General features: G+C 69.8%; 17 protein-coding genes. 13 read left to right on the top strand and 4 right to left on the bottom strand.

The features are described 5' to 3' along the window. Window positions 1-87: 87 nt before the first annotated feature. The 3 genes from AC07BF_RS22355 (at window position 88) to AC07BF_RS22365 (ending at window position 4,818) form a co-directional block, all read left to right on the top strand. Window positions 88-2,109 (top strand): restriction endonuclease, encoded by a 2,022-nt coding sequence (locus AC07BF_RS22355; RefSeq protein ID WP_478333810.1) that lies wholly within the window; start codon window positions 88-90, stop codon window positions 2,107-2,109. Between the two features lie 614 nt (window positions 2,110-2,723). Beyond that, a complete protein-coding gene (locus AC07BF_RS22360) occupies window positions 2,724-2,939 on the top strand; it encodes a KTSC domain-containing protein (protein ID WP_400662346.1) in 216 nt (71 codons plus the stop codon). 88 nt (window positions 2,940-3,027) lie between these two features. Continuing rightward, a complete protein-coding gene (locus AC07BF_RS22365; RefSeq protein ID WP_478333811.1) occupies window positions 3,028-4,818 on the top strand; it encodes an ATP-dependent nuclease in 1,791 nt (596 codons plus the stop codon). A 1,353-nt stretch (window positions 4,819-6,171) separates the two neighbouring features. Here AC07BF_RS22365 and AC07BF_RS22370 read toward each other — a convergent pair. Next, window positions 6,172-7,731 carry an AbiJ-related protein gene (locus AC07BF_RS22370; protein ID WP_478333812.1) on the bottom strand — a complete coding sequence of 520 codons (1,560 nt, stop codon included), beginning with the start codon at window positions 7,729-7,731 and terminating at the stop codon, window positions 6,172-6,174. A 9-nt stretch (window positions 7,732-7,740) separates the two neighbouring features. Beyond that, window positions 7,741-8,328 (bottom strand): restriction endonuclease, encoded by a 588-nt coding sequence (locus tag AC07BF_RS22375; RefSeq protein WP_478333813.1) that lies wholly within the window; start codon window positions 8,326-8,328, stop codon window positions 7,741-7,743. 92 nt (window positions 8,329-8,420) lie between these two features. On the opposite strand from AC07BF_RS22375, the gene AC07BF_RS22380 reads away from it, so the two are divergent. The 9 genes from AC07BF_RS22380 (at window position 8,421) to AC07BF_RS22420 (ending at window position 15,709) form a co-directional block, all read left to right on the top strand. Continuing rightward, window positions 8,421-9,263, top strand: coding sequence for a DUF932 domain-containing protein (locus AC07BF_RS22380; protein ID WP_478333814.1), 843 nt, complete (start codon window positions 8,421-8,423; stop codon window positions 9,261-9,263). Next, window positions 9,260-9,619, top strand: a complete 360-nt coding sequence (locus AC07BF_RS22385) for a hypothetical protein (RefSeq protein ID WP_478333815.1) — start codon at window positions 9,260-9,262, stop codon at window positions 9,617-9,619. Before AC07BF_RS22380 ends, AC07BF_RS22385 begins: the two co-directional genes overlap by 4 nt. Before the next feature lie 273 nt (window positions 9,620-9,892). Then, on the top strand, window positions 9,893-10,408 hold the full coding sequence (locus tag AC07BF_RS22390; protein WP_478333816.1) for a hypothetical protein: 516 nt from the start codon (window positions 9,893-9,895) through the stop codon (window positions 10,406-10,408). A gap of 34 nt (window positions 10,409-10,442) precedes the next feature. After that, the gene (locus AC07BF_RS22395) at window positions 10,443-10,934 is read left to right on the top strand and encodes a hypothetical protein (RefSeq protein WP_363628833.1); all 492 of its coding nucleotides are present in this window, start codon (window positions 10,443-10,445) and stop codon (window positions 10,932-10,934) included. 92 nt (window positions 10,935-11,026) lie between these two features. Further along, window positions 11,027-11,506, top strand: coding sequence for a hypothetical protein (locus AC07BF_RS22400; RefSeq protein ID WP_478333817.1), 480 nt, complete (start codon window positions 11,027-11,029; stop codon window positions 11,504-11,506). A gap of 87 nt (window positions 11,507-11,593) precedes the next feature. Continuing rightward, the gene (locus tag AC07BF_RS22405) at window positions 11,594-12,511 is read left to right on the top strand and encodes a DUF2637 domain-containing protein (protein ID WP_478333818.1); all 918 of its coding nucleotides are present in this window, start codon (window positions 11,594-11,596) and stop codon (window positions 12,509-12,511) included. After that, window positions 12,474-13,322, top strand: a complete 849-nt coding sequence (locus AC07BF_RS22410; protein WP_478333819.1) for a phosphoadenosine phosphosulfate reductase domain-containing protein — start codon at window positions 12,474-12,476, stop codon at window positions 13,320-13,322. Before AC07BF_RS22405 ends, AC07BF_RS22410 begins: the two co-directional genes overlap by 38 nt. Next, window positions 13,319-14,515: a hypothetical protein gene (locus tag AC07BF_RS22415; RefSeq protein ID WP_478333820.1), complete on the top strand. Its 1,197-nt coding sequence runs from the start codon at window positions 13,319-13,321 to the stop codon at window positions 14,513-14,515. The genes AC07BF_RS22410 and AC07BF_RS22415 overlap by 4 nt, the downstream gene beginning before the upstream one ends. A gap of 189 nt (window positions 14,516-14,704) precedes the next feature. After that, the gene (locus tag AC07BF_RS22420; protein WP_478333821.1) at window positions 14,705-15,709 is read left to right on the top strand and encodes a hypothetical protein; all 1,005 of its coding nucleotides are present in this window, start codon (window positions 14,705-14,707) and stop codon (window positions 15,707-15,709) included. 101 nt (window positions 15,710-15,810) lie between these two features. Here the strand turns inward: AC07BF_RS22420 and AC07BF_RS22425 are convergent, their stop codons facing one another. Beyond that, a complete protein-coding gene (locus AC07BF_RS22425) occupies window positions 15,811-16,698 on the bottom strand; it encodes a hypothetical protein (RefSeq protein ID WP_478333822.1) in 888 nt (295 codons plus the stop codon). Window positions 16,699-16,791: 93 nt separating this feature from the next. Continuing rightward, window positions 16,792-17,265, bottom strand: coding sequence for a hypothetical protein (locus tag AC07BF_RS22430; protein WP_478333823.1), 474 nt, complete (start codon window positions 17,263-17,265; stop codon window positions 16,792-16,794). Between the two features lie 315 nt (window positions 17,266-17,580). Between AC07BF_RS22430 and mobF the strand changes: the two genes are divergently transcribed. Continuing rightward, window positions 17,581-22,599, top strand: coding sequence for a MobF family relaxase (mobF, locus tag AC07BF_RS22435; RefSeq protein ID WP_478333824.1), 5,019 nt, complete (start codon window positions 17,581-17,583; stop codon window positions 22,597-22,599). Window positions 22,600-22,606 lie beyond the last annotated feature (7 nt).

Consider the following 22,606-nt stretch of genomic DNA (forward strand, 5'->3'; position numbering starts at 1 on the left):
TGCGCGCGTGGCAGGAGTCTCTGCCGAATCACCCGACAGTGGTATGAACGGAATGGCCGCACCATAATGACTCCGGACCTCTCCAGCGTGACCAGCCAACCGGCCGCCGCGAGCGCGCTCGCTCTCGGGGCGCAGCGGAGCAGGTGGATGCAGCAGACGTCATCCGTACCGGACCTCCATTGCGGGAAGGACGAGATGTTCCCGCTCACCCTTGAGCTCGTTCGCAGGATCGGCGATGGTGAGGCCACGGATCTCGACGCGCGGCCGCAGCTGTCGAGTGTGGAGTCGTCGAGGTCCTGGCGGCGGTACTCGTACGCGCTGCGTCCGATGGGGCTGATCCAGAATCGAAAAGGATTCCTCCAACTGACCTCCGAGGGCTCCGCTCTGCTCTCGGACAAGTCGCGCTCACGTCTCGCCTCGTTGATGGCCGAGCGGATTCGGCTATTTGCCGAGGTGCTCGGGCTCCTCGTGCGCGAGCCGCTGACGGTCGAAGAGGCCAATGCCGAGTTGGTCGAGTCGTACAACCTCGGCTGGACGACTGTCAACAACACGCGCTTCCGGATGACCTGGCTCGAAGTCCTGGGGCTGACCGAATGGTTGGGAGAGCGGAAGCAGGGCGCGACCGCTGTAGGACGGTCGCTCTTCGCCACCTGGGAAGTCGTGACGCCTTCGGCCCTGGCCTTGCACGACTCGGGCGAAGCGGTCGACATTCCCGAAGCTCCGGAGGAGATCGCCGCGCTCCTCGCGCACCTAGCCGCGACCGACGGCGCCCAGGAGGTCAGGAATACCTACAACATCTGGGTTCCGAGCCCGAAGGAGGACCCCAATAAGATCGAGAACCTGCGGACGTGCATCGCGGCAGCAGAGGACCAGATGGAGAAGGAAGCACTGCTGGGCTTCATCGCGGACCGGTTCAGCCTGAAACGTAGCAGCGTCGACAGCATGCTGCCGTTCATGAGGGCCGCCGGGCTGCTTCTGGAGGTCCGCCGAGGGGTGTTCACGGCAACGCCGGCTGCCAAGGCGTGGCTGCGGTCGGGATCGGACATTGACTTCATCCGGATCCTTCACGCGAACATGAAGTTCGTCGGCGAGCTGATCCGTGCGGCGAAGGCCAATATTCCGAGGAATGACGTGTATCGGGAAGGCTTCACATACGGCTTGAACAAGGACAAGGTGCGGTGGCTCACGGCCTTCATGGTCGAATCGGGCCTGCTCATCGAGACGTCCTGGTCGTCGGTCCAGGCCACGGCGACCGGGCTGCGCCTCATCGAGACGCTCCCCCTCGCCGAACCGCACCTGCCGGAGGCCGCCGGGGAGCTGGAGCTGTCGTCGGACCTGGCACAAAGCACGTCGGGTGCGCCGGCCGAACCAGACAAGCTCTCGCTCATCGTGGAATCACTGACACGCAGCTCCGTCGACCCGGGCGCCGACGGCGCGGCACCCGGTGTGGCCTTCGAGGTGTACATCGAGAGCGCGTTCAGGCACATGGGTTTCCGCGCCCAGCGCATCAGCGGTTCCGGTGACACCGACATCCTCGTGCAGTGGTACGACGGCAACGGGTCGTTGCGGACGGCGATCGTGGAGGGAAAGTCGACGTCATCCGGTCGGGTCACGCACAACAACGTGAGCGACGTGGCAATCGACACACACAAGGAGAAGCGTTCAGCGGAGTACGTCGCTATCATCGGCCCCGCTTTCAGCGGCGACACGATCAAGAACATGGCCAAGCGGAAGCAGTGGGCGCTCATCACCGCCGACGAGTTGGGCCAGGTTGTTAGCTCCGCCGAGGCGCTCGGCTTGCGGCCAGCGGACGTTGGGATGCTATTCGAGGCGCCGGACGGGCTGTCCAGGCTCGCCGGGCTCATCGACACGCGGCAGCGCGAGCTCGACATCCTGTCCCTCGTCATCTCCCGACTCAAGACCGAGTCGGAGACGGAGGAGGCAGTTTCGGCACGCGACGTCTCGCTGATCGAGCGCAGGTCGCCGTTGGCGCCGAACATCGACGAACTGCTGGACACGTTCAGGTTGTTTGCCCGCCTTGACTTGGACATCGTGCGGAGCATTGAGGACCTGCAGGATCCCGCGCTACGCGACCTACCGGATCGGTGACGCGCGATCGGCAGCGAAGCGCCTTCGCGCCATCGCGACTTCGATCGAGAGGGGCCTCTAGGTGCGCATCTGCCGGAGCTCGCCCCGCACCGCGGCTGAGGGCAGGGGATCTTGACGTGGACGTCGGCACCCTGTTCAGCGCCCGGTGTCAGTTGAGGACGCATGAGGACCGTGCTGTTTCGTCCAGGGCCTGTTCCGGATGTCGGTCAGTTCCATGCGGTGGCGGCGGCGGTGATGCCCTCGTAGGCCGGGCGGTCGAGAGAGGTCCGCCCAGGAGCTCGGCGGCGCGGAGCCGGACGCCCGGGGCCGGCTTGGCATACAGGACATCGTCGCGGCCAATGTGCCGGGGAGTCAGGAGTGAGGCGCCCATTCAGAAGTGTCCACTCGGTGGGGTAACGCCCACTGGATGACCAGCCGGGCCGGGGCGATGAGGAGGGTGACGTCAGGCCAGGCGGTGCCGGGCCAGGCCCTGGCAAACCCGTAGACTCCCACCCCGTCCGATGGTTGGCATGCGGCCCGACGCAACCTCCCTTTCCGGGCAGGCTCTTGGCGTACTGTTGATAGCATCAACGGCCAACCGGGCACCTTCCGGCGCATCAATCGCAGGAGGCACTGTGCTGCACCAGCCGGTCCAGTCCACCAATGTCCTGTCTGTCGGCTACGACGACTGCTCCAGTACCCTGCAGATCGCCTTCCGTAGCGGATCCCTTTACGAGTACACACGCGTGCCCGCGCAGGTGCACACCGCACTTCTGGCCGCCGCGAGCAAGGGCGGGTTCGTGGCCCGGCATATCAAGGGGCGCTACCCGACCCGCAAGCTTGCGGGCTGACCCGGTCCCTCTGAGTCCACCCGTTCCTGGCCAAGTCGAGGCGTGCGTGCAGATCTGTGATGTGTCGGTCGAGGGTTTCCGCTGCCTCGTGGAGATCAAGCAGGTGCCGGTCTTGCGGCAGACCGTACTGACTGGCCAGAACGAGGGCGGGAAGACGGCGCTGTTGGACGCCCTCGCGTTCTTGTTGGAGGGCACAGCACTCAGCGAGCGTGACCTGACCTACCTCGGCGAGGGCGAAGCCGAGGACGCCGACGCACAGGCGCGCGTGGCACAGGCGGTGGTCGAGGGCTCCTTCGCACTGCGTCCCCATGAGCAGGAAGACCTGGGCCTGCCCGAGCATGTGCGGATCCGGCGCCGCTACCGGCCGGAGGCGGGCTCGTTCCTGGAGGTGCGGCGCCGCGTGTGCGAGGAGGCGGGGCTGCAGGACCTCGCGTCACTCAAGCTCCCTGCCTTGAAGACGACCGCGAACTCCTACGGCGTACTCCCGGTCGGCCCAGCCACCGCGCGCGACAGCTGGGAACAGCCGCTGCGGCAGCTTGCCGACACCATGCCGCAGGTCGACGCGTGGGTAGCGGCGGACCCTTCCGTGGAGGCCGCGCTGCCGTCGCTCGTGTACTTCCGCGGCGATGCGGTCCAGGCGCCCGAGACGGTGATCCATACCTTGCTGGGGTCTCGCCTGCGGGAATACACCCGAGCCGATGACGCCGCCAAGCGGGTCGAGGAGCTTGAGGAGTACCTCGCGAACTCGCTGACCGCGGACATCGACCGCATTCGAGAGCACATCGCGGACCGGTGTGAACTGCCGTCGGTCGAACTCGACCCGCAGGTGAAGGTCAAGCCCGCGCTGACTGGCGTGGAACTGACCGTTGTGGACGCGGGCGGACGTCGCATCCCTCTGTCCTCGGCCGGAACGGGCCGCTCCCGCCGCATCTCCCTGGCCCTCTGGGAGAGCAGCAACGAGCTGACCCAGAACGACGACGGCACCACGAGCGACGTCGTGTTCGTCTACGACGAGCCGGACACCCATCTGGACTACACCCGCCAGCGGCAGATCATGTCGCTCATCCAGGGGCAGTCGGCGCAGCCGAACGCCCGGGTGATCGTGGCCACCCACTCGCTCAACCTGATCGACGGGGTCGACATCTCCTCCGTGGTGCACCTGCGCACCCACCAGGGACAGGTCTGCGCGGAGGTCCTCGATGAAGGCGGCGCCGACGTGGACGTGCGCCGCCACCTGTCGACCATCGCGACGACGCTCGGGTTCCGCAACAGCGTCCTGCTGCACGAGCGGTTCTTCGTCGCCGTGGAGGGCGTATCGGAGACGTCCGCGTTTCCGATCCTCTTCCGCAAGCACGCTGGCGTACCTATCCAGTCCGCAGGCGTGTGCCTGATGGCCGGTGGCAGCAACGAGGGCGCGCTGCGCTTCGCGCAGTTCCTGGCCGACCACCGCCGGGACGTGGCATTCGTGGTCGACAAGGACAGCCGTACGAACCAGAAGCAGGTCTTCCGCGACGACAAGCTCAAGCAGTATGGCTTCACTCCTGACGAGCACTGCTTCTACCTGGGCGCGCCCAACGAACTGGAGGACCTGTTCCAGAACGCGGACTGGGCTGACACGGCCAACGCCCTGTGGCCGCGAACCGACGGCTCGGGGCCGTGGCAGCCCGGCGACGTAGCCGGGCTGCGGTCGGGCAAGAAGTTCAGCTCCGCGCTGCTGGTCATGTTCAAGACCGGTTCCCTGGAGGGGCCTCAGTCCAAGGAGGACTTGATGGTCGGGATCGCCGCACACCTGCCCAAGGAGCGCATTCCCGAGGACCTCACCAAGCTCTTCGATGATCTGGTCATCCGCGCCCGGAACGCGGGGCCGCATCTGTGGTGACTGCTGCGGACGCGGCCTGCCGGGCCGCCCGCCGCGCCTGCATGCGGCGAAGCCGCTGCTCGGGCGTCGGCTCCGCCCAAGTGTGCTGACCGACCGAGGCCACCCACTGAGTGCCGTGGTGGCCTTGGGCGTCGCCGCACCACCGACAGCCGTTCGGGTCGGGTGGTAGGACTCTGTTCGTGCGTATCACCCGTGCGCCGCCCATGAGACACCGTCCGTGTGTATTGGAGCACCTTCGCTGGGAGTAGTTACCCCGGAGCGTCATGTTCAAAGAGTCCCACGCGCCACCGACAAGCGGATTTATGCAGTCCGAATGGTCCCGCTACTGACCGCGCGCTACTTCAGTCCGATGCTGGCGACCTGGGCCCGCGGACTGGGCGGCCTGGGGCAGACGCTGGGCCGCATCCTCTATGCATCGCTCGCCGCCCGGGCGCGCACCGGCGTACTGATCGCCGCCAGCAGGGCCACTACCTTCGCCCTCGATGCGACGCCCGGCCTTGCCGCCCTGCTGATCACCCTGTCCATACTGGCCGGCGCCGTCGGGGGCAACCGGACCCTCCTCCAAGCCACCGCTGTGGGGTACCGCTTCCTACGGACGACTGAGCGCCCTCCTGGGAGCCCCGGCTGCTGTGGCCGCAGCCCTCGCCCCATGGGTAGGCGCAGTCCTGATCGACCCGCTCGGCAGTTGGCCTCAACTGTTTGTCCTGTCTGCTGTCGTCTCCGTGGCCGCCGCCGGGCTTGCTGCTGCCTGAGCCGGCTGATTCTCGACGGACATTGCTTGCCGACGTCCGGTGTACTCCCTGCCTTCTCGGATGTCCTCTTGATCGGCGGGAACTGGCGAGCGTGGGTGACGCCTTGCCTGCAGGAGAGGCAATGCTGGCAAAAGATCGAACCTGTTGAGTTGGCAGGCCACGAGCGGGGACTACTGAAAGTAGCGAGATGGCGTACTACCCAGTGCTGGCAAGGGCAACGAGGTGATCATCGCGAGTTCGATCTACGCGTGCTCATTTCACACTCATTTCACATCGCGAGTCCCAGGGGTGTTGAAGTCGACCCCTGTCCAGGTGTTTCCGCAGGTCAGAACCTTGCCTGACCTGCGGAAACGATGAGAGATCAAACTGCGTTCCCGCAGGTCAGAGGGGGTCCTACAGGTCGTAGTTCTGATCGAACGTGCCTCTGACCTGTGGAAACGCGGCCCTCAAGGAAGATCATTTCAAAACCAGTGCACACGCGGCGGCGATGACGATGAAAGGCGCCGAGAAGTGCCGAGCGGAGACTACGAGGTCGGGCCGGCAGCTCGCAGTGTGGCGCTACCTACTGCTACTGGCGTGTAGGCAGCGACCTTGACGGGCCTCAGCGATCTTGAGGGGCGACTACAGCCGCAAAGAAATCCCGCAGCATCGCTGGCGCTGTCGCTTGCCCGAGTTCGTATCCGCCGAATCGGTACACCTGGTATCCCTTGAGCCGCAGGGCCCGGTCTTCGGCAACCATCTTCGAGTACAGGCGCGGAGACGCAACGTCGCCTTCGGCATAGTGCTGCCTGCCGTCGACCTCAACGACAATCCGCACAGCTCCGGGAAGTAGGAGCAGGAAGTCCATGCGCTCGCGACCGAGAACGCTGTCCTTGCCTCCCCGCTCTGCGCGTGTCCGAGGATCGAGGTGCAAATAGACCTGGGGGAGCAGAGCGGGGTAGGCGGCTCCTGTCTCGTTGATCGGATAGTGCCGACAGTAGGTTCGGAAGAGGAGCCGCTCAGGGGTGATCACGTCAGGGCGTTTTGGGTCGTGGTGCAGCGAAGTCCAGAGCCGTCTGTAGAGGGATTCGCCGACAGTTTGGTCTGTCGCACCTTCGGGGAAGGGCACCTGGGCCCGCCACCAGTTCATCAAGCTGCCCCAGGTGAGGCCAGAGGCTCCCAAGGGGCGGTCGTACTGGAGACAGGAATCGCCGTTCTTCACGACCAGGATGTCGTTGTTGATGGCGTCGCCGAGCACGAAGTCCGGTTTGGGTCCGTTGGAGGCGAAGAACAGGTTCTTCATGGTGCCGGGGACACCGGAGCCGATTGGCCGGGGTGCGAAGACGGGTTCGCCGCTGATGCTGTCGGTCTCGGTGAGTTCGTATCCGTCGTGGATCAGCGCAGCGTTGATGAGGATGCGAAGCTGCTCGACCTCTGTGGCGTCGGTGCGGACCGCGGGGTGCAGCATCTCGGCAAGGAGCAGGAGCAGGCACTCGTCGCCGTCCGCGAGAGCAAGTCTCGGGTCCGTCCAGATCCAGTCCGCCTCCCAGTCGTTCGGATCGGCTATGCAGTGGTGCCCGATGTCCTGGGTGGCGGTGGCGTGCCTATGGTCGTTGCTGGGCAGGTTGTCGAGGTCGTATAGGCGGCGGAGGAACTGCACCTCGTCGAGCGTGCCCCACCAGTTGACTGGCAAGCGCTCGCGCAATCGCCGGCGCGTGACATCGGTGATTCGGTGGGACTTCGGGCGGTCGTGCACCAGGTGCGGGTGGTGGGTGTCTAGCTTGCCCAGCACAGGTTCGAAGAGTCCGGCAAGGTATCTGCGTCGGGCGTCGTAGCTGCCGCTCATGCCCTGCTGCTTCCAGTAGCTCTTGAAGCTCTTGAAGTCTCGGAAGGGTGGGGAGAATGCCACTCCGAGCCGTCGGAGCACCGCGGGGAGCACCCCGAGGAGGATGGCCATCTCGTTGTCGTCGAGACGTTCTCCGCCGCTGGTGCCGAACGCTTCCAGGTCTGCCCTGGCGATTCGGATGAGCTCGTAGGCGGCGTCAAGATCGGTCACGCCATCCAGGGAGCCGGCGCGCAGGCGCTCTACTCGCTCGGAGTCGAGACCGGTCCTGGCGAAGCCGAATCCTCCGGTGCTGGCATGCTGGCTTACGAAGGGCCGGTGATTCACAGCGCCGTTCATCTCCGGGTCCTAGAAGTCGACGTCGAGGACTGTGTGAGGGCGCCGGTCCAGCTTCGCTCTGCGGGTCTTCTCGCGCAGCCAGCCGGCAAGGCTCTCCTCGCGCTCTAGGAGCAGCACCAGCTCGCGCAGTTCGCCGAGGACCATGACCTTGTACGCGAGGAACTGCACACACTCCGCGACTGCCGGAGCACTGTACCCGGATGCTGAGATCATCAGGCCGCTGACGTCAGCGCGGGTCATCAGCCTGGACAAGTGACGGCTGACCGGGTTGACGTCCAGCGGCTTGGCCCACCAATTCACTTCGACGAGGTAGGTCTGGCCGTCGAGTTCGACAGCGCCGTCGATCTGCTCGGCTGCCTCGCCGTCCTCCAAGCGGAGGGTGAAGGACTCCCTAATGCCGATCCCGTCCAGGGCGAAGATGCGGTTGAGGAGGCTTTCCAACTCCAACCCGCGCTTCTGGGCATCCACCATCGAGAAGAGTGCGGCGAGCCGTGCCCTCAAGTCCGCGTAGAGGGCGTTCCGGCGCCTGCGTTCGTCCTCAGCCGCGCGGCGATCGGCCAGATGGGCATCGCGCTCCCGGTCGCGCTCCTGCTGCATGCGTGTGAAAGCGTCCTTCACGCCGACGACTTCGCGTATCTGTGCAACGGGACCACGGGCTTTGAGCTGGTCGTCAGGCCAGCACATCCAACGTGAACGGGTGGCTCAGCCACGAGAGCCGCACCGACAAGTCGTTCATGGTCCGCACTCTGACCCCGGCCCAGGGCGAGGACACCGGCACCGCCCGCGCCTTCCTCAGCCCCAGCTACCGGATCATCGACAATCTGGACATCCTGACCGCCGCGTTGCAGGGTGTGCGGGAAGCCGGTGTCGAGGTTCGGCTGGACAAGTGCGACCTCACCGACCGGAAGATGTACGTCAAGATCACCGCCCCGCAGGTCAGCGCCTACGCCCCCGAGTTGTTGAAGGACTACCGGAGCCCGTTCAGCGGCGCGCGTGGGGCGGACAACCCGACGGTCTTCGCCGGGTTCGAGATCTCCAACTCCGAAACCGGGTGCGGGGCGTTCACCATCGTGCCCCGGCTGGTCGTCCAGGTCTGCGACAACGGGATGGTGATCACCAAGGACGTCATGCGGTCCGTGCACATCGGCGGCAAGCAGCAGGACGGGGTGATCCGGTGGAGCAACACCACCCAGTCCCGCACGCTCGATCTGGTCACCTCCCAGACCACCGACGCCGTCAGCACCTTCCTTGATCACGACTACGTCGTCCGACAGCTGCGGTCCATCCAGGAGACCGCCGCGACCCGGGTCAAGAACCCGGAAGCCACCATCACCAGCGTCGCCCAGCGGCTCAAGTTCACCGAAGAGCGCCGGGCCGACATCTTTGCCCACTTCATCCAGGGCGGAGACCTGTCCGCCGGTGGCGTGATGCACGCCGTCACCTCCGTCGCCCAGACCCTCCCCGACGCCGACGACGCCCACGAGGTCGAAGCGCTCGGCATCCGCGCCATGGAGCTGGCCGCCTCCCTGTGACCGACCCGCCGCCCGGCCCACCGTGGCCGGGCGGCCCGGCACAGGCCGCTACCACCAGCCCACCGCGAGAACCGGGACGCCCCCTGAACACCGTCGTTGAACGCCTTCGCAACCTCGTTGCCGAGGTCACCACCGTCGAAGAGGAGTGGGAGGACAAGTTCCGCAAGGATCTGCCGTCCTACGACCCCAACCGCGAGGACTTCCCCGTCGACCCCGCCGACGAAGAGAGCTACTACACGCTCTGCGCCGATCGCGCGGCCCAGGCCTGCGACCAGCTCCACCGGGTGACCATCAGCATCGAAGCCGTCGTCCGCGAGCTGACGGACACGGTCACCGAGGCGGACCAGCCCGGCTGACCGAACCACCAGCCGCCCAGCGCGAAGCTGGGCGGCCCCGGCCGGGAGCGCCGTGCTGCGGGGATCGACCCCGCACCACGGCCCAACCCCTCCCGCAGCTCACCCGCCGCAGCACCGCCCCGCCACCCGCCCGCCGGCCCCTGCCGCCCGCAGACCGGGCGGCCCCCGGCCGGGAGCGCCGAGCTGCGGGGATCGACCCCGCAGCTCGGCCCAACCCCGCGCGGCGCCCCTCGCTGCCCACCTTCACCCCTCAACCACCACCAGGAGAAGCGCGTGCCCACCCTGCCCCACACCGGGCTCCAGACCCCCGACCAGCCCACTTACGAGATCACCAGCTGCCACGAGCTGGCGCTGCTCCGGGCGACCCCGTTCCTGGCCACCCTCAGCCACGCAGGCCGCAAGATCGGCACCGCCCAGAACTACGGCGACGGAGAAGCCACGGAGTTCGTGCCCCACGGCGACTTCGAGGTGGCCGACTTCGCCCGCTTCGCCGACGCCTGCCGACTGGATGGCCAGCCGATCTGCCTCTCCCTGCTGCTGGACCTTCTGATCGAAGAGTTCAACGTCGCCCGCTCCCTGCGTGCGCAGGCGATCCAGGGCCGCACCCTGCTCCGCGAGGTCGCTCCGGACCGCACCGTCACCATCAGCGGCACCATCCCGCTGCCCGCCACCGCGGACGACCGCCGCCGCGCGCGTGAAGCCCTCGGCCTGCCGCTCACCCCGGGAGCCGCGACCCAGTTCTGGACCGGCACCCACTGGGAGCACCTGGCCGGCACCCCCGCAGCCTGACCTCCCACCACCCAGCCAGCCCCAGGAACCTCCAGTGCACATCCCCGACACCCTCACCACCACGCTCCGCCTGCCCGGCGAGGAGTACCCCGTCACCGTCTGCACCCCGCTCCAGGCTGGGGCGCAGACCAAGCACACCAAGGTCGTGCAGTTCGCCTTGGGCAGGTCCCGGGCCACCGGCCCCGGCCGGACAGTGACCATCGGGCCTGACTCCCACCGCGTCCCGACACCCAGCAAGATCCGGTGCCGAGGCAAGGGCTGGCAGCGCTGGACCGAGCAGGACGGCCGCGTTCGCTACGGCATCGCCAGCGAGGCCCCGCCCTCGGAGACCGGAGCCGGGTGGAGCGCGCACGGAGCCCGAGTGGTCGTCCCCGCCGACGGCGGAGACCTGTTCGTCATCCACCGCACCGGTTCCGGCAACAGCTCCGACTGGGCCCGCGAAGGCGACGACGTGAAGATGCTCCCCGCTCGCCTCACGGACCACCGGCCCGGTCCGCTCAGCCACCGCACCGCCCTGGTGGCCTGACCGGCCCCGGTGCGGCCCGGAGCCCATCCGGACCGCGCCGAGGCCCGGCCAGACCGCAGGGCCCCGCCACGAGCACCGCAGGAGTCAGCAACATGCCCCAGTACATCGTCCCGATCGACGTCATCACCGTGCACGTGGTCCCCGTCCTCGCACCCACCGCCGACGTGGCCAAGGCCGTGGCCGAACGCATCGTCGCGGGCGACCGGAAGACCTGGTACGACCACACCGAGCCGCTGTGCGTCGGCGACGCCCACACCGCGGCCGAGTGGGACGCCCACCAGGAGACCCTCGCCCGCACCAGCAACACCGCCCGCCCGGCGCTGCCCCGGGCCCGCCAACCGCAGGACCCCACCCCCGCGCGGTTCCGCGCGCCCCGCACCGACCACCACGCCGACGGCACCGTGTGCCCTCCCGAGCACCGGCACACCACCAGCGGCCGGCCCCTCGTTGAGGGTTGCCCCGGCCGCGCGTACTCCAAGGCCGTGTGCACCTGCGGCGAGTGGTCGACCCAAGCGCCCGGCAAGGGCTACGTGGACGGCGAACGCCTTCGGCACCTGAGCACCGCGCACTGACACCACGCTCCACACCGACCGACGAACGGGTGCGGCCCGGAGGGCAACCGGACCGCACCCGCCCACGAAACCCGAGAGAACAAGATCGTGACCCCGACCCGTCCCGACACGGACGCGCTCACCGCGGACATCACCGTCGGCATCCTCGGCGTCTGCGCGTTCGCCGTCAGCTTCACCCACGTCGTCCAGACCGCCACCGAAGCCGGCCAGACCGGATGGGTGGCCTACGCCATCGCCGTCAGCGTCGAGCTGATGGCCCTCGGCTCCGTTTCCGAGATCCGCCGACGCAAACGGCACGGACAACCCGCCCGCTGGCCCCGCGGCGTCCTGGTCCTCGGCGTCGCGATGAGCCTGGCCGCGAACCTGGCCGTCGCCCAACCCACCACGTGGGGATACGTGATGGCCGCCTGGCCGAGCCTGGCATTCCTCGCTGCCGCCGGAATCATCGAGTCCCGCCCCTCCGGCCGCTCTGCCGATCCCGCACCGCCACGGCCCGCCGAGCCAGAAACCCACGAGCACCAGGACGTCGCGGCCGACCCTCCACCACCCGACCCGATCCCAGCTCAGCCGGACGACCAGGACCAGGCCGAAGACCCAGTCGATCCGGCCGACGACGCCGAAGCCGACGAGCCCGACGAGCAGCCGGCCACCGAGCCGCCGACGGAGCGGCCGAGCAGCCTACGCGTCATCACCGAGCTGCTCGCCGCGATGCGGGCCGACCCCGACTGGCGCCCCGACTACGCCGCGCTGACCACCGGCACCGGCTACAGCCGGAGTTGGTGCGAGAAGCGCGTGGCCGACGCCCGCACGCTCCACAGCCGTACGGAGCCCGACCACACCCAGGAGCCCCCCGACCACACGGTCGGCCCGCAGCCCCCCAGCCCGATCCGCACGCCCCGGGACGCCGACGAACGTCCCCTCCCGCCCACCTCCCGACCCGCACCGAACCCGTACGAGGAACCCGCACATGAGCACCACCCTCCACATACCGCCGCAGCTGCGTGACGCGGACGCCTACGTGATCAACAACAGCGCGGGCAAGGACTCCGCCGCGATGCTCCACCGGTGGGCCACCACCGCGACCCCCGAGATGCTGGAACGCACCGTCGTCCTCCACCTGGACCTCGGCGACGCCGAGTGGGACGGAGTCCCCGCCCTCGCCGCAGACCAGGCCGCCGCGTACGGACTGCCTTTCGAAGTGCGCCGCCGCGAGCGCGGTGGCCTGCTCGACCTGGTCCGCGCCCGGGGCCGCTGGCCCGGCCCCGGCACCCCCTTCTGCCGCAGTTACCTGAAACGGGACGTTGCCCGGAAGTACTACACCGAGCTGACCACCCGCCTCGGCATCAGCGGCCGACCCGCGCACATCGTCACCGCGCTCGGGCTACGCGCCGCCGAGAGCACGGTTCGGGCCCGCCGCCCCGCGGTCGCCCCGGACCGAGCGGCAAGCTCCGGCCGGCGCCAGATCACCACCTGGCTGCCCGTACACGACCTCAGCACCGACGACGTGTGGAAGACCGTACGGGCCAGCGGCATACCTCCCCACCCCGTCTACCAACACCTCGACCGCCTGAGCTGCCGCCTGTGCCCGTTCGCCGGACGCCGAGCCCTCATCACCGCGGCACGGATGGCACCGGACACTGCACTCGACTACGCCCTGGTCGAAGAAGAGATCGGCCAGCCGTTCCGCCGTGACCTGTCGATGGCCCGGATCATCGCAGCCGCCGAGCGTGAGGACACCGGTTCCGTACGGCCCCTGCACCCGTACGGGGCCGCCCCCCGTACGCTTCCGAGCCGTACGGGGGTGTGCGCCGCATGATCCGTACCAACCCCGCACCGACCCACACCGACCTGCCAGTGGTGTTCAGCTTCGGCATGGGCGTGGACAGTGCCGCCATCGCCGCCCGCTGGCTGACCGAGCCGACCAGTCGAAGATTTCCGCTCGACCGGCTGACGGTGCTGACCGCGATGACGGGCGATGAGCCGGACATCACCCGGCGTCTGGTCGAACAGCACCTGCTGCCGCTGCTGCGCGACACCAGCACGAGGTTCGTCCAGATCAGCCGGACCAACCAGCGCGGCGGCCACACCGTGCTGGACGACTCCCGCTCCCCGCGCCGACTGATCACACAGGGACCGTGGCGACTGTCCGACGAACTCCGGGCCAGCGGCACCGTCCCGCAGATCGCGGCCAAGCGCCGGCTATGCAGCCAGCACGCGAAGGGCGAAGTGCTCGACGGGTGGCTGGGCGACGAATTCGACGGACTCTTCCGGCACGTCCTCGGCTTCGCCAGCGAGGAACTCCGCCGGGCGGAGCGGGACGAGAGCTACACCGCCCTCGGCCGCATCCCCGAGTACCCGCTGATCGACGACTGGGGATGGGACCGCCAGCAGTGCGAGCAGTACCTGCTCGACCTCTTCGGCGAGCCGTGGTCCAGGTCCGCGTGCGGCTACTGCCCCTTCTCGGCAGGACAGCGCGGGCGCGCCGAGCTGATCGAGCGCTGGCGCGCGGAGCCAGCAGTCGGCGCCCAAGCGCTCGCCCTGGAGTACACCGCGATGGCCCTCAACCCGCGCTCCAAGCTGTACGGCACCGTCGCCGCCCAGGACCTCGCCCGCACCCACGGGCTGGCCGATGCCCTCGGCGCGTTCGAGGAACACCTCCGGCACCAGCGCTGGAGCGTCTACGAGGTCCGGCGAATCATCCATCCACGCCGCGACGACCCCACGGCGAAGGGCGCCGCCTGGCGCAGCGTACGGAGCAGGTTCACCGGCAGCCGGGCCGACGCCGCCGCCATGTTGACAGCCGTCACCGACGGCCGAGCCCGCACCGACCAGTACGGGATCACCCGGGCCGAGATCATCCCCCGAACCAGCGGATACCCCGCGATCGAGATGACGCTCGCCCTCGCACCGGCCGGGGTCATCGACAAGGAGAGACCGGCGTTCGGGGCATGGTGGGAACGTCTGCACCACCAGAGCGAAATCGCGCTCCCGGTCACGCTCGCCGCGTGAGCGGAGCCTAAAACGGGGGCCAGCAGCACGGCCGAAGCCGTGCCGACCTCAAGGATCGGCTGGGCAAGCCGCTGGCCCCCTCCCACGAAGCCCGATCCCGAAAGACCGCTACCTCGCGCAGGTAGATTAGTGCATGTCGAGCCGGGGAGGGCGCCTCCCCCTGAACACTCACCCCAAGGAGCCCAGCCGATGGCCCCCGCCCCGACGCTCGCCGAGCGGCTGGACGCCGCCGCTTCAGACAGCCTCAGCGTCGCCGACATCAGCAACGCGACCGGGCTGTCCGAGTCCACCGTCCGCCGCCTCGCCAAGGACCCGGGGTGGCCCGAGCCCGAGGAGTCCGGCGACCACCGCGAGCAGCGGTACCCGCGTGAACCGGTAGCCGCGTGGATGCGCGACAACCAGGCCGCACGCATCAACGCGGAGGAACTGCCGGGGGACGACAGTGACCGCGTGACCCTCACCGAGATCGCGAGCCGGACCGGTGGCCTGCGTGAGACCGTCAGCCGGCTGCCTTCCACGTACAGGACCAGCAGCGACCCGTTCCCCGCTGCCGACGCGCTCGGCACCTACAACTGGGGCGAGGTCAAGGCGTGGTTCGGCCGACGGGCCGGCCGTACCGGTCCCCGCGGCGCCACCCAGCCGCCCGCCCCGACCCAGGAGCCGACCACACCGCGGGTGCTCGACGTGCTCACCACCGCGATGATCGAGCGGCTCACCGGAAAGGGGAAGGAGGCAGTGAAGACCCTGGTCCGCCGTCCCGAGATCGCGGGACTCAGCTCCGGCAAGGTCGGCCGCCTCCGGGTGTGGCCGGCGGCCACCCTGCTGCCGCTGCTCTGGAATCTCGGCTACCTGCCGGAGTCCGGCCCACTCGGAGCCGAACCGACCGCCGTCCTGGTCGAACTCGGCTACCTGCCCGCGACGGGGAAGCCGAGCGCCGAGCAGATCGCCGTGCTGCGCGCATTCGGCTACGACGAGAAGGGGAGCCCCGAGCACCGTGCGTGGCTCGCCGGACCGCTCCGAACCGCGACCGAGTTGTCCAAGCACTACGGGGTCAGCCTCAGCGCGATCAGCAAGCGCATCGCCCGTGCCCAGGAAGCCGGCCAGCCCGTTCCGCACCCGATCGACACCGAGGACGGCAGGCGGTACGACCCTCGGGCCTTCGACGCCTTCTGGAACCCTCCGGCCGCCGAGTAGCAGCCCTGAACACGACGAAGGCGCCGCCGACCAACAGGTCGGCGGCGCCGTCGTCGTTCCGTCTTCCGCCCGTGTCCGAACGGCACGGCCGGTAGCCCCGCCTATCGCCCCACAGGCTCGGCGCCTCCGACACGAGCGGCCTCGGGGTAGGACTTGAGGAGCATGTGGTGCCGGGCCCCGCCCTCGATCGCCGCTGTCGCTTCCCGGGGGATCACCACGATGCCGTCCAGCAATCGCACAGCCCGGCGGTAGGCGGTCTGACGCTCGGCGTCGGACGCTCCGTCACCCACCGCGGTGCACAGCAGCCGCTGGGCCTGCGCCACCGCCGCGCGCTCCCGCTCGGGCATCTGCGCAGTGCCGACCCTGCGAGCATGACGGTCCGCGACTTGCCAAGCGATCTCCAACGCGGTCACAGCCCGCCCGTACTCCACCGCGCCGTCGGAGCCGGCCACGGACCGGGCGTCGGCTGCCGCCGCGAGCGCGTGCACCAGAGTGGCCGTCTCCCGCACAGCGGCATCTGCCAGCAACGGACGCTCCAACACTGCCAGGATGTCGCCGGTGAACTCGCCGTACTGCTCCAGCACGGCATCGTGCCGATCCTCGATGCGGCGCAGCCGCAGCCGCGCCGCCCAGTCGTCCGTCCGGCGCTTCTTCACGGCCGCCGCCACCACCGCCACACCGGCCACGGTCACGACCGCGCCCGCCGTCAGCCCGACGGTGCCCCACGGCACCGCGAAGCCGCCGCCGTCAGCCGGCGCCGACTCGGCGGGTGCCGCGGCCGCCACCGAGCCCCAGACAGTGGGGAGCAGCTTGAACGTCAGCCACGGAAACGCGGGGATGACCGCTCCGGCAATGAGCCCGGAGACCGGGGAGCCGCCGTGCCGGCCCTCAAGGCCGTACCAGGCAGAGCGGACCAGCGCGCCCAGGGCCACCAGGGCGCCGCCGAACAGCGTGACCCCCTGAACCCACTGCTCAAGGTCCTGGTTCATTTCCGGTACGTCCTCGGGGTAGTTCGAATGCGGCACATCGTCTCACGCCGTCCGCAGCCGAAGCAGTGACGAACGGCACCCGGCCTCTGCCGATCACCCCTGCACGACGTCACCGTCCCCCGTGGCGCCGGAGCCGGCCGCCGCACCCACCGACCCGGGCGCCACCGCCGCGACCACAGCGGCGCCGCGGCCGTCGCCGCGCGGCTTCCCCGGCCCGGCGATGTCCGCCAGGACCGCCCGGACATCCGGCAGCGACAGCCCGGTCAACTCCGCGATCTGATCGCGCGGCTCACCCATATGGGCGAGCGCCGCCACCGCCTCCCGCGCCAGCCGCTCCGGCTCCAACGCTGCCGCTTCCGCATCCGCATCCGCATCCGCCAAGAGCTTCTCCGCCCGAGCGCACGCGGTCGCCCGCAGCTGCTCCGCCCTCCCCGTCTGCTCGTAGAAGTCGGCCAGCGCCGCCTCCACCCGCTGCTCGCGCCGAAGACGCTCCGCGTCCCTCGCCGCCTTCGCCTGCTGCGCCGCCCGAACCGCATTGGCCCGCGACACCGAAATTCTTCCGCTCATGCATCGAACATAGCCGAAAAAGCCTAGGTCGCAAACCCCTTTGAATCCCTCTCGATAAGCATCGATAAACGTCGAGAAATTCCGATAGGGAAACCGAGATGCATGTCACGCTTTCAGCAATCCAGGCCATCTGAGCTGCCGATCTACCAGCATCAGCAAGCCATCCAGACACCTCTTGCAGATATTCTGAGCATGGTCCGCTGCGCGGGGCTAAAGTACTCGCATGGCATTTGATGAGGTAGGTGAATCGGCGGCTCGAATAGCGGTCGCACTTGCCCTCATCCAGGTTCCGGAAAGCTGGGGGTGGTTGCGTTGATGACCATCCACAAGCTCACCGCCGGCAACGGCTACACCTACCTGACGCGCCAGGTCGCGGGCGGCGACGTACAGCGTCAGCGGGGTCAGTCCGCGGAGGAGTACTACACCCAGAAGGGCAACCCGGCGGGCGTCTGGCTCGGCCGCGGCGCCCCCCTGCTCGGACTCGACGGGACCACCGTCACCGAGCAGCAGATGAAGCACCTCTTCGGCCTCGGCCAGCACCCGGACGCCCAGCGCATCATCGACGAGTACCTGGCCGCCAACGTGCGCGCCGACATGGACGACGACCAGCTCAAGGCCGTCCGGGCCGCCGCCGTCAAGGCCGCCACCCTTGGCCGCAAGTACCCCGAGTACGAGCCGCTGGACCCCTTCGCCGAGCGTGTCGACCGGCGCCTGGCCGTCATCGAGAAGGAAGCCCGGCGGGCGCCCACGAGCGCCGAGATCAAGAAGGTCCAGCACGAGGAGTCCCGCCGCCAGCGCGCCGCCGTCGCCGGGTTCGACCTGGTCTTCGCCCCGGTCAAGTCCGCCGCGGTGCTGTGGGCACTGGACGAGCGCCCCGAGGTCCGCGCCGCCGTCCGCGAGGCCCACGAGGCCGCCCGCGACGCCGCGCTGGAGCTGCTGGAGGAGAACGCCGCACACACCCGCACCGGCAGCACCGGCCAGGCCCAGATCGACACCAAGGGCCTGGTCGCCGTCGCCTTCGACCACTTCGACTCGCGGGCCGGCGACCCCAACCTGCACACGCACGTGGTGGTCGCCAACAAGATCCAGGGCGTCGACGGGAAGTGGCGTTCGCTGGACGCCCGCGGCCTGCTGGCGATGACCGTGGCCACCTCCGAGTTCTACAACTCGCGGTTCGAGACCGAGCTGACCGCCCGTCTCGGCGTCACCTTCGAGGCTCGCGAGGACTCCGTCACCAAGCGCCAGCCGGTGCGCGAGATCGTCGGCGTCCCCGTCGAGGCGATCGCCCACTTCTCCTCCCGCCGGACCGAGATCGAAGCCCGCTACGAGCAGCTGCTGCGCGAGTACCGGCGCGAGCACGGGCACGACCCCTCCCGCGGCATGACCCACCAGCTCGCCCGCCAGGCCAACCTCGACACCCGCGAGGGCAAGAAGGCCGCCCGCTCCCTGGAGGAGATGCGCGCCGACTGGACCAGCACCGTCACCACCGCCCACGGCCAGGACGTCGTCCGGCGCGTGATGGCGGCCGTCCCCGCGCCCGATCGCACCCCGGCCGCCGCCCGGCAGGCGGAGCCGAAGCCGGTCGAGATCCCCACCCTGGCCGCCGCCGTGATCACCGCCGTCGGTGAGGAGCGGGCGGTGTGGACGGTGTGGAACCTGCGCGCCCACGCCGAGCGCCTGGCCCGCTCCGAGCACCCCACCACCAGCACCGCCGAGCACCGGCAGCTGGTCGAGGCGATCGTCACCGAGGCCGTCTCCCCGGCGCACAGCGTCCGCGTCGACGCCCCCGCGCTGCTGAACGAGCCCGAGGAACTGCGGCGCGCCAACGGCGACTCCGTGTTCGTCCGGCACGCCTCCGACCGCTACACCAGCACCGCCATCCTGGACGCCGAGCGCCGCCTGGTCACCGCTGCCCTCACCCCTGTCACCGAGGGCCCGAACCCGGCCTTCGTCGGCGCCGCCCTGGACGGCTTCGAGGCCCGAAGCCGTGCCCTCGACGAGGGCCAGCGCGCCCTCGTCACCGCGTTCGTCACGGACCCCCGGTTGGTCTCCCTCGGCCTCGGCCCGGCCGGTTCTGGCAAGACCACTGCGATGCAGGCGTACGTCCACGTCGCCAACCAGGCCGGCCAGCGCGTCGTCCCGCTCGCCACCTCCGCAGCCTCCGCCGCTGTCCTTGCCAAGGACCTCCAGCAGCCCGCCGAGAACCTCCACAAGTTCCTCTGGGAGTACAGCGGCGGTAAGTACATGGGCGAGCTGCTCAGCGGCCAGAAGGTGCCCAAGAGCCGGGCTGGCTTCATCCTGAACCCGGGCGACGCCGTCCTGGTGGACGAGGCAGGGATGGCCGGCACCCTCAACCTGGACAACCTCGTCAAGATCGCCGCTCAGCGCGGCGCGACCGTGCGCCTGCTCGGCGACTACCGCCAGCTCAGCAGCGTCGAAGCGGGCGGCGCGCTGCGGCTGATCGCCGCCGAAGCCGGCGCCGTCGAGCTCACCACGCTCCACCGGTTCAGCGACAAGGCCGAAGCTGCCGCCACCCTCAAGATCCGAACTGGCGACGCCGCCGGGCTGGACTTCTACTTCGCCAACCAGCGGGTGGTCAGCGGCTCGCGCACCGCGATGGTCGAAGCCGCCTACGAAGGCTGGAAGACCGACATGCTTGCGGGCCGCACCACGCTGATCAGCGCCCGCACCGGCAGCGACGTCACCGCCCTGTCCGCCCGCGCCCGCGAGGACCGCGTGGCCGCCGGCCAGGTCGAGGCAGACGGCGTCCTGCTGCGCGACGGCAACCGTGCGGGCAAGGGCGACTGGATCGTCACCCGCAAGAACGACCGCAAGCTCACCACCAACCGGGGCCGTGACTTCCTCAAGAACGGTGACGCCTGGGAGATCCTCAAGCGCCACGAGGACGGCTCCCTCAAGGTCCGCCACCTGGAGCACCGCGGACGCCTCACCCTGCCCGCCGAGTACGTCGCCGCCGACGTCCAGCTGCTCTACGCCTCCACCATCACCCGCTCCCAGGGTGGCACCGTCGACACCGCCCACCCCCTGGTCACCGACGACACCACCCGCGAGGAGCTGTACGTCCAGCTCACCCGCGCCCGCCACACGACCACCCTCTACACCGCCACCCACGAACTCCTCCCGTTCGACACCGACGAGCAGCTCGACCAGCCGAAGAACGACCCCGACTCCTTCGCCGCCCGCGAAGTCCTGGAGCGCGTCCTGAGCCGTGAGGGCGCCCAGCTCTCCGCCACCGAGACGATCCGCAACGCCCAGGAGGACGCCGTCTCCCTGGCCACGCTCGCGCCCCGCCACCAGCACGCCGTCGAGACCCTGACCGCCCCCTACTACCACCAGCTGATCCACCGACTCCTCGGCCCCGCCCTCGCCGAGCAGATCACCACCGACGACGCGATGACCGCCGTCACCCGCGCCCTGCGCACCGCCGAAGCCGCCGGCTGGCAGCCCGAGCGGCTGCTCGCCGCCGCCACCTGGCGCGGCGACCTGACCACCGCCGACTCCCCGTCCCAGGCCCTCGCCTGGCGCCTGAACACCATCACCGAAGACCGCCCGGCCCCGGCCCATCTCGACGCCCCGACCACGGCCGACACCACCCGCTACGCCGCCCTGCTGGCGGCGCACATCGGCCTGCCCGCCGACCGCTTCGATCCCGAGACCGCGACCCTTGAGCCGGCCGCCCTGCGCATCGCGCCCGCCGCCGCCCAGGCCGCCGACGCGCACCCGCACGTCTCCGCCGACACCCTCAACCGCTACGCCACCACCGCCGCCACCGCGTTCAACACGGCCACCGACCAGGTCACCGCCCACCCGCAGTGGCCCCACCTCGCCGGCGCCCTGGCCGCCGCCGAGCGCACCGGCCGCGACACCACCACCCTGCTCACAACCGCCGCCACCCAGACCACCGGCGCGGGCGACCCGGTCACCGCCCTGACCCGCGCCGCCCGCACCAACCTGGCCGCCGATGGCATCCCCGAGCAGCACCAGCAGGCCCCCGAAGCCCTCCGCCACCAGGCCCTCGCCGCCGACGCCCTCGGCCACCAGCACGCCACCCGCGTGCTGGGCGAGAGCACCTGGCCCACCCTCACCGCGGCCCTGCGCCGCGCCGAGACCGCCGGCCACGAACCCGCTGCACTGCTGCGCCAGGTCGCCGAACAGCGCCCGCTCACCGGTGCCGACAGCCTCAGTCAGGTCCTCGCCTGGCGCGTCGGCCGCCAGCTCGCCGCCGACGTCCCGGCCACCGCCGCCCAGCAGGAGGACCGCGCCGAAGCGGAGCTGTGGCGCACCCTCGCCTGGACCCTCAAGACCATCGAGAACACCGGCGCCGCCACCGCGGAGACCGCCCTCTCCGAGGCGACCGGCCGCACTGCGCTGCCCGAACTCCTCCAGCACGCCCAGCAGCAGGCCCTCGCCCACACCCGCGCCGCCTCCGGTCGCGCAGACCTGCCCGCGTGGATCAGCCCGGTGCCGCACTCCACCGCGGCCAACCCGCGCCACCACGAGTACCTCACCGAGAGCACCGCGCTGATCACCGGCCGCCTCTCGGCCCTTGCCGAGCGCACCGTGGAGAGGCGCCCGGAGTGGAGCCGCACCCTCGGCGAAGCCCCCACCGACCCCACCTTGCGCGCCCAGTGGCAGCAGCAGATCGCCGTCGTCGCCGCCTACCGCGACCAGCACCGCGTCACCGACGACACCGCCGCTCAGCCCGCCGGCCCCTACATCGAGGAAGGCCGCACCGGCCACTACGCATACTGGACGGCCACCGAAGCCGCCATCGCCGCCCGCCGCATCGCCACCGCCACCCCGGCGGCGGCTCCCGCAGACAGCGATCAGCAGGCCCTCCGCCGACTCGCCGCCGACGTCTACCGCACCCTGCCCGAGACGGACCAGGCCGAGATCCTGCGCACCGTCGCCACCCGGACCGGCGCGTCCTGGCTCGCCGGCCGCCCGCGCTTGGACGATGCGGCCCTGGCCCAGCCGCATGTCGCCGAGTCCGTTAGCACGGTCCTCGCGGAGCGCCGCCAGCTCACCGCCGAAGCCACCCAGCCCGAGCGACAGGAGGTGGAGGAGCGCCGCCGGCCGACCCTCGCCGAACGCCGCCGAGCTGGCCGCCAAGCCGAACGCCAGGCCCACCGCGACCAGCTCCAGCAGCGCGGCGGACAACCCGCCTCCCGAGCCACCCGGCCCGCGCCGAACCGCCGGGTCGAACCCGTCGACCAGCGCGAAGTCCAGGCCCCGACCCAGCGCCCGTTCGAGCAGCGGCAGCCGCTGCAGCCGCGCCCGCAGCAGGACCAGAAGGGACCACGCCTCCGCTAAGCCCCGA

This window comes from Kitasatospora sp. NPDC043950 (assembly GCF_056435345.1).